This is a genomic window from Pseudoalteromonas obscura, from assembly GCF_030135505.1.
GTDB classification, from domain to species: domain Bacteria; phylum Pseudomonadota; class Gammaproteobacteria; order Enterobacterales; family Alteromonadaceae; genus Pseudoalteromonas; species Pseudoalteromonas obscura.
The window spans coordinates 23,333-42,193 of record NZ_JASJUT010000004.1; the positions used below are offsets into that span (position 1 = coordinate 23,333).

General features: G+C 43.6%; 13 protein-coding genes and 1 tRNA gene. 8 read left to right on the forward strand and 6 right to left on the reverse strand.

Annotated features, from left to right (window positions below):
• Window position 1: 1 nt before the first annotated feature.
• Window positions 2–1,351: an exodeoxyribonuclease VII large subunit gene (gene xseA / locus QNM18_RS11495; RefSeq protein ID WP_284137297.1), complete on the reverse strand. Its 1,350-nt coding sequence runs from the start codon at window positions 1,349–1,351 to the stop codon at window positions 2–4.
• 133 nt (window positions 1,352–1,484) lie between these two features.
• Between xseA and guaB the strand changes: the two genes are divergently transcribed.
• The 5 genes from guaB (at window position 1,485) to rimI (ending at window position 5,667) form a co-directional block, all read left to right on the forward strand.
• Window positions 1,485–2,954 carry an IMP dehydrogenase gene (guaB, locus tag QNM18_RS11500; protein ID WP_284137482.1) on the forward strand — a complete coding sequence of 490 codons (1,470 nt, stop codon included), beginning with the start codon at window positions 1,485–1,487 and terminating at the stop codon, window positions 2,952–2,954.
• A gap of 126 nt (window positions 2,955–3,080) precedes the next feature.
• Window positions 3,081–4,655, forward strand: coding sequence for a glutamine-hydrolyzing GMP synthase (gene guaA, locus QNM18_RS11505; RefSeq protein WP_023400782.1), 1,575 nt, complete (start codon window positions 3,081–3,083; stop codon window positions 4,653–4,655).
• Between the two features lie 146 nt (window positions 4,656–4,801).
• Window positions 4,802–4,878, forward strand: a tRNA-Trp gene (locus tag QNM18_RS11510).
• A 71-nt stretch (window positions 4,879–4,949) separates the two neighbouring features.
• Window positions 4,950–5,237: a hypothetical protein gene (locus QNM18_RS11515; RefSeq protein ID WP_284137298.1), complete on the forward strand. Its 288-nt coding sequence runs from the start codon at window positions 4,950–4,952 to the stop codon at window positions 5,235–5,237.
• Window positions 5,221–5,667 carry a ribosomal protein S18-alanine N-acetyltransferase gene (rimI, locus tag QNM18_RS11520; protein WP_211011434.1) on the forward strand — a complete coding sequence of 149 codons (447 nt, stop codon included), beginning with the start codon at window positions 5,221–5,223 and terminating at the stop codon, window positions 5,665–5,667. The genes QNM18_RS11515 and rimI overlap by 17 nt, the downstream gene beginning before the upstream one ends.
• A 19-nt stretch (window positions 5,668–5,686) precedes the next feature.
• Here the strand turns inward: rimI and QNM18_RS11525 are convergent, their stop codons facing one another.
• From QNM18_RS11525 to efpL, 3 genes are all read right to left on the reverse strand, one after another.
• Window positions 5,687–8,365, reverse strand: coding sequence for a hybrid sensor histidine kinase/response regulator (locus tag QNM18_RS11525; RefSeq protein WP_284137299.1), 2,679 nt, complete (start codon window positions 8,363–8,365; stop codon window positions 5,687–5,689).
• A gap of 228 nt (window positions 8,366–8,593) precedes the next feature.
• The gene (locus QNM18_RS11530; protein ID WP_284137300.1) at window positions 8,594–11,311 is read right to left on the reverse strand and encodes a basic secretory protein-like protein; all 2,718 of its coding nucleotides are present in this window, start codon (window positions 11,309–11,311) and stop codon (window positions 8,594–8,596) included.
• 185 nt (window positions 11,312–11,496) lie between these two features.
• Window positions 11,497–12,069 carry an elongation factor P-like protein EfpL gene (efpL, locus tag QNM18_RS11535; protein WP_211011431.1) on the reverse strand — a complete coding sequence of 191 codons (573 nt, stop codon included), beginning with the start codon at window positions 12,067–12,069 and terminating at the stop codon, window positions 11,497–11,499.
• A 158-nt stretch (window positions 12,070–12,227) separates the two neighbouring features.
• Here efpL and QNM18_RS11540 point away from each other — a divergent pair, with 158 nt between their 5' ends.
• Window positions 12,228–12,809 (forward strand): DUF6151 family protein, encoded by a 582-nt coding sequence (locus tag QNM18_RS11540; protein ID WP_284137301.1) that lies wholly within the window; start codon window positions 12,228–12,230, stop codon window positions 12,807–12,809.
• Here the strand turns inward: QNM18_RS11540 and QNM18_RS11545 are convergent.
• Window positions 12,806–14,134, reverse strand: a complete 1,329-nt coding sequence (locus QNM18_RS11545) for a hypothetical protein (RefSeq protein ID WP_284137302.1) — start codon at window positions 14,132–14,134, stop codon at window positions 12,806–12,808. The genes QNM18_RS11540 and QNM18_RS11545 overlap by 4 nt on opposite strands.
• 262 nt (window positions 14,135–14,396) lie before the next feature.
• Entirely contained in the window at window positions 14,397–15,134 is a 738-nt protein-coding gene (locus tag QNM18_RS11550; RefSeq protein ID WP_284137303.1) for a thioesterase II family protein, read from the reverse strand.
• Window positions 15,135–15,457: 323 nt separating this feature from the next.
• On the opposite strand from QNM18_RS11550, the gene prfC reads away from it, so the two are divergent.
• Window positions 15,458–17,047 (forward strand): peptide chain release factor 3, encoded by a 1,590-nt coding sequence (gene prfC, locus QNM18_RS11555; RefSeq protein WP_063362491.1) that lies wholly within the window; start codon window positions 15,458–15,460, stop codon window positions 17,045–17,047.
• Window positions 17,048–17,110: 63 nt separating this feature from the next.
• Window positions 17,111–18,853: an arginine--tRNA ligase gene (argS, locus tag QNM18_RS11560; protein WP_284137304.1), complete on the forward strand. Its 1,743-nt coding sequence runs from the start codon at window positions 17,111–17,113 to the stop codon at window positions 18,851–18,853.
• Window positions 18,854–18,861: the final 8 nt, after the last annotated feature.

Sequence of the window (18,861 nt, forward strand, 5' to 3'; positions counted from 1 at the left end):
TTTAGCCCTCTTTTTTGACAACACGGGATACCTGTGTGAGTAGTTGCCCATCAGCCAGTTGTGTTACCAGTGAGTCACCTTGTCGTACGTCAGCTACAGAAGCAAGTACGTTGCCATCTTTTTGTGTAATGCTATAACCGCGAGAGAGTACTGCGAGCGGACTAACGCTATCTAGTCTTGCCGAGAGTAACGCTAGACGATTTTGTTTATCGCGCAGCTGGTGGTGCAAAGTGTTATGTAATCTCGATTCGAGCTTTTCGAGCTTGGATTTGGCTTCGTTGATGCGCTTTTCTGGGTGGAACTTTAGCAGAGTATGGCTCAGAACATTCACTTTATGGTGATGCTTTTGTTGTTGATATTGCAATGCACGGGTCAAACGCTGCTGAAGTTCATCAACGCGTTGTCCTTGCTGCATCAATTGATTTTGTGGATGTTGCAAACTCAAACGTTGCTGAAGGCGCTTAATATTTTGTTGCTCATCAAAGATTTTTCTTTGTAACGCATTGATAAGGCGTTGCTTTCTATCAGCAATATAACTTAGAAGCTCGCTGCTATCTGGGCTCACTAGCTCGGCAGCTGCGGATGGGGTTGGCGCGCGCAAATCTGCAACGTAATCACTGATAGTGGTATCAATTTCGTGTCCAACTGCACTGATAGTCGGCAATGAGCATGCAAAAATGGCTCGTGCAACCACTTCTTCGTTAAAGCTCCAAAGATCTTCCAATGAGCCTCCACCGCGCCCGATAATCAGTACATCAACTTCGTTACGCTTATCTGCCAATGCGATTCTTTCAGCAATTTGTGCGGCGGCTTCTTGGCCTTGTACTAGGGTTGGATAAATGATGACTTCTAATTGTGGGGCTCGGCGCTTCAGAACGGATAAGATATCTTTGATAGCGGCACCTGTAGCAGATGTGATAACGCCAATACGATTGATCTGCTGTGGCAGTTGCTTTTTATGAAAACTATTGAATAAGCCTTCCGCAGCAAGCTGCATTTGCAGTGCCTCGAACTTTTGCTTGAGCAGACCCTCACCTGCTGGGGCCATGTGCTCGACAATCAATTGATAGTCCCCACGAGGTTCGTAAACAGACACACGAGCTTTGACTTGTACTTGTGCCCCATTTTCTGGGCGATACTTGCAATAACGATTGTTGCCACGCCACATAGCTGCTTTGATCTGTGCCTTTTCATCTTTTAAGGAAAAATACCAATGTCCAGAGGCGGGGGCGACAAAGTTTGAAATTTCACCAGTCAATTCAAGAGAAGCAAAGCCTTGTTCTAATAAACTGCGTATTTCACGATTAAGGCGCGAAACTGTATAAACTTTGTTGTTTTGTGGCAATGACATACCTAGCTCCATAAAAAATTCACAGACACTTTAGCACATTTTTTGCTAAATTTTGTTTACTCGCATAAGGAACGCTGATAAAATGCGCACGCAATTCCTTATACTCAGAATTCACTTGAGAGAAGCCGCACACATGCTAAGAATTGCAAAAGAAGCCCTAACTTTTGACGACGTACTTTTAGTACCCGCTCATTCAACTGTTCTACCGCACACAGCGAGTTTGAAAACTCGTCTGACACGCGATATCGAGCTTAATCTGCCACTTGTTTCTGCGTCAATGGACACAGTAACTGAAGCACGCTTAGCGATTGCCCTAGCGCAAGAAGGCGGCATTGGCTTTATTCACAAAAACATGACCATCGAAGAGCAAGCTGACAATGTTCGTAAAGTAAAAACTTACGAAGCCGGTATTGTTACTTTCCCTGTGACGGTTACAGCAGATAAAACGATTGCTGAAACGATCGCACTTGCTGATGAAAAAGGTTTTTCAGGTTTCCCTGTCGTTGGTGCTGATAACCAACTAGAAGGTATTGTGACTAGCCGCGATATGCGTTTTGAAACTCAACTAGATAAGCCTGTTTCTTCAGTTATGACAAAAAAAGCTGATCTAGTTACTGTAAAAGAAGGCGCAGGCCGTGAAGAAATTCTTGGTCTAATGCATGAGCACCGTATCGAAAAAATCTTAGTCGTTGATGATGCATTTGCACTGAAAGGCATGATCACAGTAAAAGATTATCAAAAAGCGCAAGAAAAACCGAATGCATGTAAAGACGCACAAGGTCGTTTACGTGTAGGCGCCGCTGTGGGTGTTGGTGCTGGTACTGATGAGCGTATTGCAGCATTGGTTGAAGCGGGCGTGGATATCTTATTGATTGACACGTCTCATGGTCACTCTCAAGGTGTAATTGACCGCGTTAAAGAAACACGCGCAGCTTACCCTGAGCTACAAATTGTTGCGGGTAACGTTGCAACAGGCGCTGGTGCACTGGCACTTGCTGACGCAGGTGCTAATGCAGTTAAAGTTGGTATTGGCCCAGGCTCAATTTGTACAACACGTATTGTTACTGGCTGTGGTGTACCACAAATCACTGCAATATCAGATGCAGTTGAAGCACTTAAAGACCGCGATATTCCAGTTATTGCCGACGGTGGTATTCGTTTTTCGGGTGACATTGTAAAAGCACTTGTTGCCGGTGCGGCTTGTGTCATGGTTGGTTCAATGCTTGCGGGTACTGAAGAGTCGCCGGGTGAAGTTGAACTGTATCAAGGCCGTTACTACAAGTCATACCGTGGCATGGGATCACTCGGTGCGATGAACCAGAAAGATGGTTCTTCAGATCGTTACTTCCAGAAGAGCAATCAAGCTGACAAGTTAGTACCTGAAGGTATTGAAGGTCGTGTCGCATACAAGGGGCCAATTGCTGCCATTATTCACCAACAAATTGGTGGGATCCGTAGTGCAATGGGCTTAACTGGTTGTGCGACGATTGCTGAGCTTAACGTTAAACCTGAGTTTGTACGTGTTACTTCAGCAGGTATGGGTGAGTCTCACGTGCATGATGTACAGATCACCAAAGAAGCGCCTAACTATCGCTTAGGTTAAGCCGGCCAACGAGTGTTGAGCCCGCAAAATTGTCAGGGCTAGCAGCAGCTAGCCCTTTTTAATTCTGGTAAAGCAGGTTAGCTGTGCTTTACTAATTTTATCGTTTCCTAACTAACGAGATTATCAATGAGCAAAGACATCCATGATTCCCGTATTTTGATCTTAGACTTCGGTTCTCAATACACGCAGTTAATTGCACGTCGTGTACGTGAGATTGGCGTTTACTGTGAACTTTGGGCTTGGGATGTAACGGAAGAGCAGATCCGTGAATTCAACCCTCAGGGCATCATCCTGTCTGGTGGTCCAGAGTCGACAACAGAAGAAAACAGCCCGCGCGCCCCAGAATATGTATTCGAAGCGGGTGTACCTGTACTTGGTGTTTGTTACGGTATGCAAACAATGGCAATGCAGCTTGGCGGTAAAGTACATAGCTCTGATAAGAAAGAGTTTGGTTACGCGAAAGTTGAAAAAGTCGGTAACTGTGCACTATTCGAAGCGATTGAAGATCATATCGAAGATGGCGTTGGTCAGCTTGACGTATGGATGAGCCACGGCGATAAAGTTATTGAAATTCCAGAAACGTTTGTAACAAGTGCAAAAACTGACACGTGTCCACACGCGGCAATGTCTTGGGAAGAAAAGCGATTCTACGGCGTACAGTTCCACCCAGAAGTAACGCATACACAGCAAGGTACACGTTTGTTAGAGCGTTTTGCAATTGATATCTGTGGTTGTGAAAAGCTATGGACGCCGTCGCAGATCATTGAAGATGCGGTAGAGCGTATCAAAGAAAAAGTAGGTGATGACGAAGTTATTTTAGGTCTATCTGGTGGTGTTGACTCATCAGTAGTGGCAATGCTTATCCACCGTGCAATTGGCAAGAAGCTAACATGTGTATTTGTTGATAACGGTTTACTTCGTTTAAACGAAGGTCAGCAAGTAATGGAAATGTTTGGTGATAAGTTCGGCCTGAATATCATCAAAGTGGATGCTGAAGAGCAGTTCCTAAATGACCTAGCAGGTCTTTCTGATCCTGAAGATAAGCGCAAAGCAATTGGTCATACTTTCATTGACGTATTCGACGCTGAATCTAAAAAGTTAAAAAATGCTAAATGGTTGGCGCAAGGCACAATTTACCCAGATGTAATCGAGTCAGCAGCGTCTAAAACAGGTAAGGCGCACGTGATCAAGTCGCACCACAATGTAGGTGGTCTGCCTGACGATATGGAAATGGGTCTAGTAGAACCACTTCGCGAGCTGTTTAAAGATGAAGTACGTAAGATTGGCCTAGAGCTTGGCTTACCTTACGACATGTTATACCGTCACCCATTCCCGGGTCCTGGTTTAGGTGTGCGTGTACTCGGTGAAATCAAGAAAGAATACTGTGATTTACTTCGTCGTGCAGATGCTATCTTCATTGAAGAGTTACACAAAGCTGAGCTATACCACAAAGTATCTCAAGCATTCACAGTATTCCTTCCGGTCAAATCTGTAGGCGTAATGGGTGATGCTCGTAAATACGATTGGGTAGTATCACTTCGTTGTGTAGAAACAATTGACTTTATGACAGCGCGTTGGTCACAGCTGCCTTATGACTTCCTAGGCCATGTTTCAAACCGCATCATCAACGAAATCGATGGTATTTCTCGCGTTGTTTATGATATTTCAGGTAAACCACCTGCAACTATCGAGTGGGAATAATTTAAATTAGCGCTCGCTAATTGAATGAAAAAAAGGCGAATATGGGAAATATTCGCCTTTTTGTTTATAAATGACGCAAACAAACAAAAAAATGCATTTTTCCTCTTTACCTTTTCTAAAAGCTCTTTATAATGCGTCGACATTGCAGGGGCGTAGTTCCAATTGGTAGAACAGCGGTCTCCAAAACCGATGGTTGCGGGTTCGAGTCCTGCCGCCCCTGCCACTTCTTACTTTACCCACTTAATTGATTCTTTTAATACTTCCATTTAGACTCAATAAAAAAGTATTTTTACCATGCACCCGATACATGCTCAATTACTTGGTTTAACACCACTCAAACTTAAAGCGCAATATGACACACTCACAGCGTCAAATGATGCCAACAGTGTTTTTGTTCCTTTGGTATTGCCTGTGCGTTTGGCGGAAGATATCGCGCTTGCGTTGAACTGTGAGAATTTAGAGGTGATCTCTGGGGAATCAATTGCACTGCACGGTACAACACTCACTCTACCGAATGAACACTTAACAGCGACGCAAAAACAACAATTATGGCAAATGATATATCATGCAGTATCTACGTAGCGAGGCGTTAGCCAAATTTCCAATAGCAGATATCATGCGGATTGAAAATGCGTGTCACAGCCACCCGTGGAGCGAAAAAACCCTGACCTCTTGTATCGGCGGGCGGTATTTTAATGCATGCCGAGATTCAGAGCTGGGGTTGGTCGGTTACTTTATTGCAGAGCGAGCAGGGCCAGACTATACCTTGATGAATATTTGTGTTGATCCAAAGCATCAGGGGCAGGGGATAGCGACAGAGCTTATGCAAGCGTTAATTCAGCAATGTCGCGATGAACAAGCTGAAAACTTATTTCTAGAAGTACGAGCATCTAACCAAGCAGCCATTGCACTTTATAAAAAAGTAGGCCTGAACATTATGGGAACGCGAAAAAACTACTACCCCGCTGAATTGGGAAGAGAAGATGCGGTTTTAATGGGCTTAGAATTTTAAAAGTAATATCGTAGGCCTGTTATTTTACTGCTTGTAGTTGCACGTCTTCGTTTTCTAATGTGTATCGGATCGCCTGCGTAAGCTGTAGCGTTGTGTATTGCCACTGTGCTTTGTTATTCTCTTGCAGGCTGCTTTCAAGCTCTCCAGCGGCACTGTGAATATTACTAAACCCAAAACAGCCCGCGCTGCCTTTAAGGCTATGAGCGAGCGCACGAAGCGATTCCCACTCTTGATTCTGATAAAGAGATTCAACCAGCTCTAGCTGCTCGGGCAATTTTTCTAAATAATTTTGGCTGATCTGTAGGAACTTTTCGCTTTTGAGTAAATTATTCCATTTAGACGCGTTGTCGTTTGCCAGCTCGAGAAACTCCAGTAACACGGCCCCAAGCTTTTCCCTGTCGATTGGTTTTCCGAGTGTCGCGTTACACCCAGCGGCAAGGTAGGTGTCTATGTCATGCTTCATAATGTTGGCAGTCAAGGCAACAATAGGGCCGTCATAGGCTGCGTGTCTGAGCATCTCAGTGGCTTCCAATCCACCCATAACGGGCATTTGCATGTCCATCAAGATTAAGTCGTAGTCGTTGATCAATGACATCTCCACGGCTTGAGCGCCGTTATTAGCGATGTCTGGAACCAGACCCCAAGAACTTAATAGTAAGGAGATCAACTCTTGGTTATCCTTGTTATCCTCGGCTAACAAAATAGTTGCTTCTAACTGGGTTTCAGCGAGTCTTTGTGAGTTGCTGGTTTGATTGTGAATATATGAGTCACAGTCAATCCATTGAATATCTTGGCTTGCGTGATTGGCAGAGATGGTGATTGTAAACGTACTGCCATTGCCTTGTTCACTGTTTACTTGGACATCTCCACCTAACAATTGCGCAAGATTTTTGGAAATACATAGTCCTAGTCCCGTGCCTCCAAAACGTCTAGTGGTGGTGGTATCGGCCTGTTCAAAAGGCTTAAACACACGCTCCATCTCACTTTGAGACATACCAATACCCGTATCTTTGACAACAAATACAAACTGGTCACTTTGGGTATGAAAATCAATCCCAATAGAGATAAAGCCGTGTTCAGTAAACTTGACGGCATTGCTGGCAATATTGAGTAAGATTTGTTTAAGACGGGTTTCATCGCTGTTGAGGACTTTGGGCAGTGGAAATGCGTAGTCAAGCGTTAACTCTAATTGCTTTTCTTCGGCAAGGGGCTGAATAATCGACTCAATGTCTTTTAGCAGCGGCAAAAACTCAATTTCGTTTTGCTCAACGGCGAGTTTTTCAGCTTCGATTTTGGATAAATCGAGAATATTATTAATTAACTCTAATAGGTGCTTAGAGTTTCTCAAAATGGTGTCTAAGTGCAGATCTGCATTTTTTGCATTTGGGTTGTGCAATAGCTGTTCTGTGAACCCCATAATCGCGGTTAAAGGCGTACGTATCTCATGACTCATATTGGCTAAAAATCGGCTTTTGAGCTGGTTTGCTTGCTCAGCTTCTTTTATTGCAACCTCAAGCTGTTGATTCATTTCTTCCAAAGCGCGTGTTCTGTTCTCTACTTTTTCTTCAAGGTGGAGTTTGTAATCTTCTAATTCACCTTGGAAGTCTCTGATTTGTTTAACCATGTGATTGAAGTCATCGAATAATGTGCCAACTTCATCATCATCATGGGCAGGTAGATACACAGATAAATCGCCATCACCAACTCGGTGACTGGCTTCGCCAAGCAGTTCTATAGGGGTGAGTAAGAGGTTACGCACCACAATGAAGATGAGCACAGGTAGTGTTACTACAGAGAGGATCACAATGAGTGCAGTGATAAGGCTAATAGCTTTGCCCGATTGATAAAGAATGCTCTTAGGTATTGTCGATATATAGTAATACCCACCACTTAACTGCGCACTGTAGGTCATGCGCTTCAGTCCATCTACGGAAGGTAAAACAATAGAGTCGAGCTTACCTCTGTCAGCTAATGAGCTTATTTGTGCCATTTCCTCATCGCTTAAATAACTAGAAGAAAATTGCCCATCTGAAGAGAAAAGTACTTCACCTTGTGCAGATACCAGCAGGTTCAATGTGTTGTCGTAGGGGGCTTCTAATATGCTACTGCTGATAATAGAAGGGGCTACTCGAACTATGATATAGCCTTGGCGCTGAGGCCTTTTGAGGTGAAAATTTACACTGTAAATTTGTTGCACAAAATAGAGCTGAGTACCGTCATCTTTCGCTGGCAGCATATATTGTTGTTGGCGCAAGTTGCTTTTAAGCACTTGGTCAAAAAAAGGATAATCGTCAGGTGCAAAGCTCAGATTGCTCGAATAGAAGGCGTGGCTATTGCCTTCTGCATCAACTAAGTTAATGCTGAGAATATCTGGATAGGCTTCACTGTAGCTTGCAAATACATCCATCAACGCACCTAGGCGTTTCGTTTTTACTTGCTTTTCGTCTGGGGGAGTCAGTAAAAAGTCACTTAGTACGGGCGAGGTGGACAGCAGTTTGGTCGTTGACTGATAGATTTCCATGTAGTTGAACATTTTCTGCTGCTGTTGCTCGACAAAGCGGCTGACAATGAGCTTTGCTTGCTTTTGCGTTGAGCTAGTTACATTGGTCAGTGTAAAGCCACCGAGAAATAACAAAGGCAAAATCACAAGCGGTGTGATGTACCAAAGTAACCTGATACTGAGCTTACTGGTTTTCATCTATCCTGATATCCATATATACCTGTTACAGTCCGTCAAACTATCCATTCATTGTGCAAATAAGGATCATATGATGGCTAGCGTAATTTCTCAAGTTTTTACGCCGTGTCGCGTATAGTCAAAGCTGAAAAGTTTAGCGTCGGAGTAGGGGTTGTCGATGGCTAATGAGGAAGGGGGTTACATACAGAGAGGACAAGGTACACGAGCACCTTGTCCTAGATATGCCATCTATTTAGCACTAAACAGTTCGATTTCAGATAGTTGTAATAAATCGTTACCATTTGCATCGGTGGCGGTATGCGTTAGCTCAATGCGAAATTGAGAGTATGCAGTATCGTTTTCAATACGGAAGGTTTTTGTTTGATTACGTGACTCAAACTGTTGTGATTGACGAGAATCCAGTGTGTGCCATTGAACGCCGTCATTGGAACCTGACACAATCCACTGCGCCGGATCTCGCTCCGGTGCGTCATTGCCACTGGTGATACTGTATGCCTTTAAAGTGCGTGGCTGTGTTGTGTTGAATTGTAACCAACCTTGTTTGGTTAGCGCGACATACTTGTTGCTGCGATCACCGTCAAAGGCACTTTGGTAGCCCTCTCCCCATTGACTAAACCCTTCGTGTTCAGCACTGGCTTCCCCACCGAGTAAAACAAAGTTTTCAAGTGTGACTGGTAACGTGGCGGTTGTTTTATCGGCTAACAAATCGATCTCTGCGATTTGAAATAAGGACTGGCCATTACTTTGGCTACCACTGTTAGTGAAGTTAAATTTAAAATGCTTGAAACTTTGAGTTGGCTCAACGCTAAACTCCCGAGTTTCCAATCTCTGTTCAAATACCTGATGTGACTGCGTGTCTATTTGGTGCCAATTAGTACCATCAGGGGACCCGTATAAAGTCCAACTACTAGGGTCTCTGCTAGGTTGATTTTCGCCAACGGTTATGCGATACGCACCCAGGTGCCCAGCACCAAAAGTAGAAAAGGTGATTTCTGAATGTGCGTTTAAAGTGAGGTATTTAGTATAGCGATCGCCATCGAAGGCGTTCGTAACGTCATAGATAGGGTCAGCAGGCACTGCGGTAGCGCTTGCCTCACCGCCCAAAGTTATCAAACTTAGTTGCTCATCAGGAATGGCTGGTGCTTCGGGAGCAGCGCCTAAAGTCGCTTGATATTTTTGCCATAAAATATTGATATCTTGATTTAAAATGCGCTTGATCGCCTCTTCAAGAGTCCATTCCCAGCCTTCTTTTTGGCTAGTCAGTACCATTTGGTTTATTTTGTAGGTGAAGTCATCGTCGTAGTTATCTTGTATCCAAGATAAAAAGAAACCTGTATTGGTATAGCCACCGAGCCAGTTTTTCGAAGGTGAAGGGCTACGTGTCGCATGAAAGCCTGCTCGGATCCTCACTAGATCAGCGATGCCCTCAATGATGGCATGTGCTTCATTGCCATCAGCCATTGCCCCTGTTGGGAAGTGTTGGTAGCCATGTACAAGCTCGTGCCAAAAAACCCCGAGCAACTCGTAGATCACTTCCTCATCGCTGGCATTGGCCAGTGACTCTGTGATGTATTTTGTACTGAATGCGATTTCCATATTACGGCCAGAGCCTGCCCGATAAGCTAAGGTGTCCATCCACTTCAAGCTAAATGTGACTGAATCAAATTCAGGTGACTCACCATAGTGTTTATATAAATATTGATTGACCTGTAGCGTTACGTCATTGATGGTTTTTTCCAAATCAGGAAAGAGTCTATGAATGCGCTTATATCCTTCGCTTTGAGTATCTTCGTGGGCAAATTTTATTTCTGGATAAGCGAACCCCTGCCAAGGGTTTGCTGGGTCGACGACCTTCACCTGTTGAGTCACTAGTTCACTTTGACCATGCCAGTTGTATGTCGTTAATTCAACATTTTTGACGCCTGGAGTCTTGAATGAGACAAGCGGGTTTTTTGCTAAACTAGCAGCGGGGATACCCTGTTCAAATTGCCATTCAAAACTATTTGGTTGATTGAGGCTAGCATCTTGAAACTCAATGATTTCACCAACAAATACGGTATTGGAGTCACTTGTTATTCCGGCAATTGGCAATTGTGTATTTGTAAACAAGTCAAGTTCGGCAATTTGCAAAAGGTCGTAGCCCCAGTCATCAGTGCCTTTATGTGTTAACTCAAAACGGTAATGTTGGTATGGCTGCTCTTCGGACAATTGATAGGTTTTTTGCTCGAAGCGTTTGCTGAATACTTGCTCGTTACGCTGATCTATTGTCTGCCAGTTTTCACCGTCGTTGGAACCTTTTAGCGTCCAGTTGTGAGGATCTCGACCTGGTGCGTCATTTGCAGAGGTAAACTGATATTGGGTAAGGCTTTGTGGCTGCGCTAGCGATACTTGTATCCAGCCTTGTGGTTTGAGCGTCACGTATTTGGTTCGAGGGTCGCCATCAAATGCATTGTTTAGGGATTCACCGGCTGGTGATTCTGCTTTTTGCTCATTCAGAATAATATTGTGGCCAATTAAACTCATTTGTGAAATTGGATCGTTCTTTTTGTCGTGCGCTATTTTCTCCCATACTTGGCTTGCACCCGGCACTTCGTTTAATGTCCACCACTTAGCCTTGAAAATCTCTCCCTTGTACGCAACCACTTGTCCCTTTGTATAAACTTGTGCGTGCAACCAAGGGTTAGATACCTCACCTTCGCCATTCATGAATTGCACAAACTGCCAAGCGCCCGATGCATTGGTTGCTGGTAAATCTCCTTCTGACCACCACTTAGCCTGGTATACAGCGCCTTGGTAGGTAACTCGCTGGCCTTTTTTATAACTTATTTTATCTTGCCACTCATTGAGTTCAGTTTGTTGAGTGTGTTGATGTGTATGTCCTGAATGTGCGTGTATTGACGTTGATTGAATAGCAAGTGCTAGAGCACACAGTGCAAATCTTCTCATGACTAACTCCCATTATCTTGATTATTTTTATTTGGAACGTTCCATTTATTATTGGCACAAAATTGCAGCAATTCAAAGTATTATTTTAACTTCTAAACTTTAGCTAAGAACTTAGTAACAGGAGAGGTCTAAGAGGTAGTAAAAAAGCCGGGTTATCCGGCTTTTAGTATTGTGTTCAAGCGGTATTAGCTTTCCGCACGACCCATGAATTTAACTTCAGTGGTATTAATTTTGATTTTATCACCTGTAGAGATGTGCTCCGGAACTTGTACAATTAGCCCCGTGGTCAGTGTGGCTGGTTTAGTACGTGCACTGGCTGAAGCACCCTTGATAGAGGGGGATGTTTCTTCAATCACAAGTTCTACACTTGACGGTAAATCAATTGATACCGGGCTGCCTTCAACGACAACCACAGATAGGCCTTTAGTATCTTCGTTAATGAACAATACCTGCTCGGAAATAGCTTCTTTATTTAGGTGATAAGGTGTGTAGTCCTCTTCATCCATAAATACATACTCTTCGCCATCTACGTATGAAAACATTGCAGGGCGGCGAGTTAGATCTGCTAGTTTTAGCATTTCTTCAGCTTTAAATGTTTCATCTACTTTGCCGTTGTTTACGACATCGTACATACGCATGCGGTAAAGGCTACCACCTGCACGACCTTGCGGTACCGAACGTTCTATATCGCGCACAATCATAACTCGACCATTGTATTCAATCGCCGCATGTTTTTTTATTTCACTGGCCTTTGGCATAGTAATTCCCAAATTTATTTTGTTTTGCAGAAAACTAGCATGAAGCTCCGCCAACGCCAAGCCCCGTAGGTATTTTATTGTGTTTTAAAGGGGTGATAGGATAAGAGAGAACGGCATGATATTTGTCTTATTGTGGCTATTGTGAATAAGGGAACTGTATGGGTAAATGTTTGAATTTTAGGTGTCGCTGCTCCAAAGTGCGTGGCACCATATCTTATGGAAATCGGCTATTTCACAATCGTGTGGTTTGTTATTGTGATGATTGCCAGAAATTTGTAAGGCATCTTGGTCAAAATCAAATGCTCAATGAGTATGGCGGTTCAGACGTTTTTCAAGTCAGTTCATCACAACTTGAGGTGCACCAAGGAAAACAGCAAATAGCTTGCCTTACGGTGACAAAAGGTGGTGTTCACCGCTGGTTTGCTGCATGTTGCAATACACCGTTGGGAAATACCGTGAATGCACGTTGGCCTTTAGTAGGACTGTTGCAAGGTTGTATTGAAGAGGATCTAAACGAGGCAGTTGGGCCACCTATTGGCAGCGTTTTCTGTAAGTTTGCCAATGCTGAAATACCTGCCGAAATTAAGGGTCAGTGGTCCCATAAGCGTGTCGTTGTGCATTTGGCATTAAAAATAGCGCTCTGGCGTTTACTTGGCAAAGGCAAGCCCAGCGAATTTTATCAACAAGGCAAGCCGATCGCACAACCTTATTGCTTAGCTGGCGATGAAAAACAACGCTAAAGCGCATACAGTGATGCCATTTCGTAGTAGGTTAAACCGAATTGTTTTTTGAACCAGCTGTTTACAAATTCATGCTGTGGAGAAATTTTGCCACAGCGCAGAATGTATTCACCATAGTGCGCACCGATCAAGCCATTGCAATGAGTTTCGACCCAGATACGATCTAGTTGTGACTTAAAATCTTGCTGTAGTGCATCTAGTTGTGTATCTAACTTAGAGTCAACATCTAAAAAAATTGCTTTCACAGGTTTGATTTTGAGTTGTGGAAAATCCGCTTGGTGGCTTTGTGTATAGTGGGTTTGACTTTCATCCACTCGAAATTCTATAGGTTGAGCTGCAATGATACCCTCGTATTTTGCGTCGACACTAAATTGCTCGGTAAATTCGGTGACAGGGTAGTTGTAGGCTTTTTTTACTTCGACATCGAGTTTGTCCGAGGGGTCGTTTGGATTGCGACGCTCTTCAACAATGGTAAAGTGCTTCTGACGGTTGACCAGCTTAGCGTCTCTAATGTGCTCTAATCTGGCATCAAATTTGAGCCTAAAAGTCTGTTGACCAACTGGGCTATACCACAAGCTTTCTCTGAATATTTGCTTTAGTTCAGAAGAGGCAGTCTGTAACGAATTCGCCTGTCGACTGGTACGATGCAAGTTTACTTTGAATCGCGGTGTCAGTGTAATGCTCGAATAGCGGCTTGGATCTTGGGTCATCGGAGAAAAGCTTTGTGGCAGATCCCATGCCATACAGTATTTTTCAGTAAATTGGCGTAAATAAAAACGCGCGTTATTTGCCTGTGTGAACATGCGAGTACACAGGGCATGTGCCTTGTTTTGCAATGGTGCACGATATATCGCAAATTGGTTATGCAGTTGCGCGTTGCCGATTAAAAACGAATAGCGATGTTCAAAAAAGCGGAACTGATCTGGAAATCGAGACTGGCCCAATTGTTCGGCGCGCTGCTTCAACCATAATGTAGCATATTCAATTTCTTCGTTTTGTGTATTAGCGATGGGCCCAAGAGGCTCTATTTGCCATTCAATTTGGTTACGCAATAGTGATTCTAATTTCATTGCCGCGCCAGTCGGATTACCCCCTAAACGCAGCATTCGAACGTCAATCAAACCTTTATCTAATATTTTATTGCGGGCCTGTAGGAGTCCTTTTTGCGCATCAATATTGTGCGGATCTTCAACCAGTGCTTGCTCATAATATTCAGCTGATTGTGAATACATCCCCGCTTCAAATAAGTTATGCCCTTTTTCGACAAGGCTTTTACAACCACACAGTGCCACTGTCAGCACAGACAACACGAATATTTTTCTCATTTTATTATCATCCTTTTAATATCAATGAGCTGACTTAAAGACATGGCTGCCATTCGCACACGCTTCTAGCAATCATTTTAATACAAAGTGAGCGAGTTAGTTTCTTCATTATGAGAATGCAAACTATTTAGCGCTTTATAGTAATTGGTATTGTGTACCTATGTCTAGGACTGTCGATTAACTTTAGTTTACAAAGGTGTGTGAAAATTGTACAGGTTTGGGAGGTGAATGGACCTCACTGTGATCCATTCAAGTACTTAATTTATAAGGAGGCTAGTATGTCAGACACTTTTGCAATCACTTGATCGCTGAGTGTGTTGATAAAAAAGTGATCGCCATTAAAAGCGTGCTGCTGAACTGGAAAGCTTGATAGCGACTGCCAAGCATCACGTTGAGCTTGTGATATATCAACATCATCGTGACCAAAAAAGACATCGATAGGCAGTGGGAGAGGGCATGGCTCAGCCCGATAACAATCTGCGATTTCGAAATCAGCGCGTAGCAGCGGTAAAAACAGGTCCATCAGCTCAGCATTTGCCAGAATTTCTTGTGGTGTACCATTGAGTTCACGAAGCTTTTTGATGAACTCTTGCTTAGGTAAATGGTAAAGAGGTTGTTTTTGGCTGGCTAAATGCGGTGCTCGACTGGCCGAGGCAATCATTTTAACTGGCAGCGTTTTATTTGCTTTTTGTAAGGTGTAGGCGAGTTCATAAGCAACACGACTGCCAAGACTATGACCAAAGAATACACATGGTTTTTGAGTAATAAAGTCGCTGTGTTGCATTAGCTCTTCAATAATTAAGTGCATTTTGTCATGGGGGGGCTCCATGAGCCGGGCACCGCGCCCAGGTAACTGGACAAGGACTATTTCAATATGAGCGGGTAATTTATCTAGCCAAGGTATAAAAATGCTTGGTGCACCGCCTGCGTAAGGAAAGCAGAAAAGTCGAATGGTTGCCTGAGGGTTCGGTTTTGGCGTTGTAAATAGTTTTGTAGTCATTGAATATTTTTTATTATTGGTTATGGGTATCTATCCTAACAATTTAAATAAAATTGTATAGGGGCCGCAGCGTTCAGGCTTGCACTGCAAAGGGGCCAACTTTGTATATCCAGAGAATCGCCTATTGATTGAATGCTATTGGCGGCACAGGTGGAATGAACGATGAGATTGGTCAAAGTTAGAAATGCCGCAGTTTATCGTCAATTTATGCGCCGATAAGTTGTTAAAATAGTCAGAATCGGAGACAATATGCGGATATGTGTTCACAGCAGAGTGTTATCAGTTAATAGTCTCACTCAGATAAGCCAAAAGTAGAGTTTTCAATGTCAAACAACAGTATCCAGCAAGAAGTATCGCTTCGCCGTACTTTTGCCATTATTTCTCACCCGGATGCGGGTAAAACCACCATTACAGAGAAAGTACTTTTATTCGGAAAGGCGTTACAAAAAGCCGGCACAGTAAAAGGTCGTGGTTCAAACCAGCACGCAAAATCTGACTGGATGGAAATGGAAAAAGAGCGTGGTATCTCGGTAACAACCTCGGTGATGCAGTTCCCGTATAATGATGCATTGGTAAACCTACTAGATACCCCGGGGCACGAAGACTTCTCTGAAGATACTTATCGTACACTGACTGCAGTTGACTCGTGCCTAATGGTAATCGATGCGGCAAAAGGTGTTGAAGATAGAACACGTAAATTAATGGAAGTTACTCGCTTACGTGACACGCCAATCGTGACTTTCATGAACAAGCTTGACCGTGACATCCGTGACCCAATGGAAGTGATGGACGAGGTTGAAACAGAACTGAATATCATGTGTGCACCTATCACTTGGCCAATCGGCTGCGGTAAAGAATTTAAAGGCGTGTACCACATTCATCGTGATGAAACGATTTTATATGCAACGGGTCAAGGCCATACCATCCAAGAAAAACGCATCATTAAGGGCTTAGACAACCCAGATCTAGATGCCGAAATCGGTGATGAGTTAGCCGAACAGCTTCGTGAAGAGCTAGAGCTGGTGATCGGTGCATCAAATGAGTTTGATCATGAGTTATTTTTATCGGGTGAGCTAACACCAGTTTACTTTGGTACAGCATTAGGTAACTTTGGTGTTGACCATATGCTTGACGGTTTAACAGAGTGGGCGCCAACGCCTATGCCACGTCAAACTGAAGAGCGTGAAGTAAAGGCTGAAGAAGAAAAGTTCTCAGGCTTCGTATTCAAAATTCAAGCGAATATGGACCCCAAACACCGTGACCGTATTGCCTTCATGCGTATTGTATCGGGTAAATATACTCAAGGTATGAAGATGGACCATGTACGTATTGGCAAAAAAGTCAGTATCTCCGACGCGGTAACCTTTATGGCGGGTGACCGTGAGCGCGCTCAAGAGGCATATGCTGGTGACATTATTGGTTTGCATAACCACGGTACAATCCAAATCGGTGATACCTTCACGCAAGGTGAGAAGCTGAAATTTAGTGGTATTCCAAATTTCGCGCCCGAATTATTCCGTAGTATTCGCTTAAAAGATCCGCTTAAGCAAAAGCAGTTGCTAAAAGGCTTAGTACAGCTGTCAGAAGAAGGTGCGGTACAGGTATTTAGACCACTACAAAATAATAGCTTAATCGTAGGTGCGGTCGGTGTGCTTCAGTTTGATGTGGTTGTAGCGCGCCTAAAAGCTGAATATAACGTAGATGCAATTTACGAAAGTGTAGCGGTACAAACAGCCCGCTGGGTGACGTGTGACGACGATAAGAAGATGGCTGAATTTAAACGCAAGTGCGAAGCGAATTTGGCCCTTGATGGTGGTGATAACTTAACTTACATTGCACCTAGCCGTGTAAATTTAAACTTATCAATGGAACGCTATCCTGATGTTAAGTTCCATCATACACGTGAACACTAATAAGCGCTTAAATTGAATTTAACCTTGCTGGTTTGATGGCTGGCAAGGACCACAGGATAACAAATGAATATCAAAACTCTATTAATTGAAAAAGCCAATGCAGCAATGCAAGCTGCGGGCATTCCAGAAGGCACAAACCCAGCGGTTACACAATCTACTCGCCCGCAATTTGGTGATTACCAAATCAATGGCGCAATGGGCGCCGCAAAAGCATTAAAAACGAATCCGCGAGAAGTTGCACAGAAGATCATAGACAACTTAGACATTGCCGATCTTGCTGCTAAAACTGAAATTGCAGGCCCAGGTTTTATCAATATTCATCTAAAACCAGAGTTCTTAGCATCAAGCTTAGAATCAGCTAACCAAGATGCAAAACTTGGTGTAGCAGAACACGCGACTCCGCATAAAGTCGTCGTTGATTACTCATCTCCGAACCTTGCAAAAGAAATGCACGTTGGTCACCTGCGTTCGACCATCATTGGTGATGCCGTTGTACGTGCCCTTGAATTTCGCGGTGATAAAGTTATCCGTCAAAACCACATGGGTGACTGGGGTACTCAGTTTGGTATGCTTATCGCACACCTTGAAGATTTACTTGATCAGGGCATTGATCTGGAAGCGGTGGCACTGGCTGATTTAGAAAGCTTCTACCGTGATGCAAAAAAACGCTTTGACGACGAGGAAGGTTTTGCTGATAAAGCCCGAGATTACGTAGTGAAGTTACAAGGTGGTGATGCACATTGCGAAAAATTGTGGCAGTTATTCATCGACACCTCGGTGAAGCACTCTGAAGAAGTGTACAAAAAGCTCAATGTGACATTGGGACGCGAAGACATTAAAGCGGAGAGTGCCTATAACGATCGTTTAAATGGCGTTATTGAGCTACTAAAAGACAAAGACATTGCTGTAGAAGATCAAGGCGCGCAAGTTGTTTTCCTTGATGAACTGGCAAACAAAGATGGTGAGCCATCAGTATTTATCGTACAGAAGTCCGGTGGTGGTTTCCTTTACTCAACAACAGACTTAGCTGCATGTGATTATCGTTCAAATGAGTTGGACGTTGACCGTATTTTAATATTTGTTGATGCTCGTCAGGGTTTGCATTTCAATCAAGTTGAAATTACAGCTCGTAAAGCTGGATTTTTGAAAGATAAAACCAGCTACGAGCCAAGCCTTTTTGGTACTATGATGGGTGACGATGGTAAGCCATTCAAAACGCGTACTGGCGGTACTATCAAGCTTGCTGATTTGTTAGATGAAGCTGTGAGTCGTGCATCAGAGAAATTGGCTGAGCGTGCCTCTGAGCTCTCTGAAGAAGCGCGCGCAGAAATTGCCCGCAAAGTAGGTATTGGTGCAGTTAAATATGCCGATCTGTCAAAGCACCGCACAAGCGACTACATCTTCAATTGGGACACAATGCTGAGCTTTGAAGGCGCAACAGCGCCATATCTTCAGTATGCTTATACACGTGTTAAAAGCATTTTCCGCAAAGCTGAGGTAAATAGCGGATCATTGAGTGGTCAGATCATCATCGCAGAGCCACAGGAAAAGGCTTTGGCCCTTAAGTTATTGCAACTGGAAGAAGTCCTTGATCTGATGATCAATGAAGCGACGCCACACGTATTATGTGGATACCTATATGAACTTGCCAGTTTGTATATGTCATTCTACGAAGCATGCCCGATATTGAAAGATGATGTCGCAGAGCAAACTAGAGAAAGTCGTTTGCTACTATGTAACTTAGTGGCTAAAACACTACACACAGGCTTAGACCTATTAGGCATTGAGGTAATGGAGCAAATGTAAGCTCCATT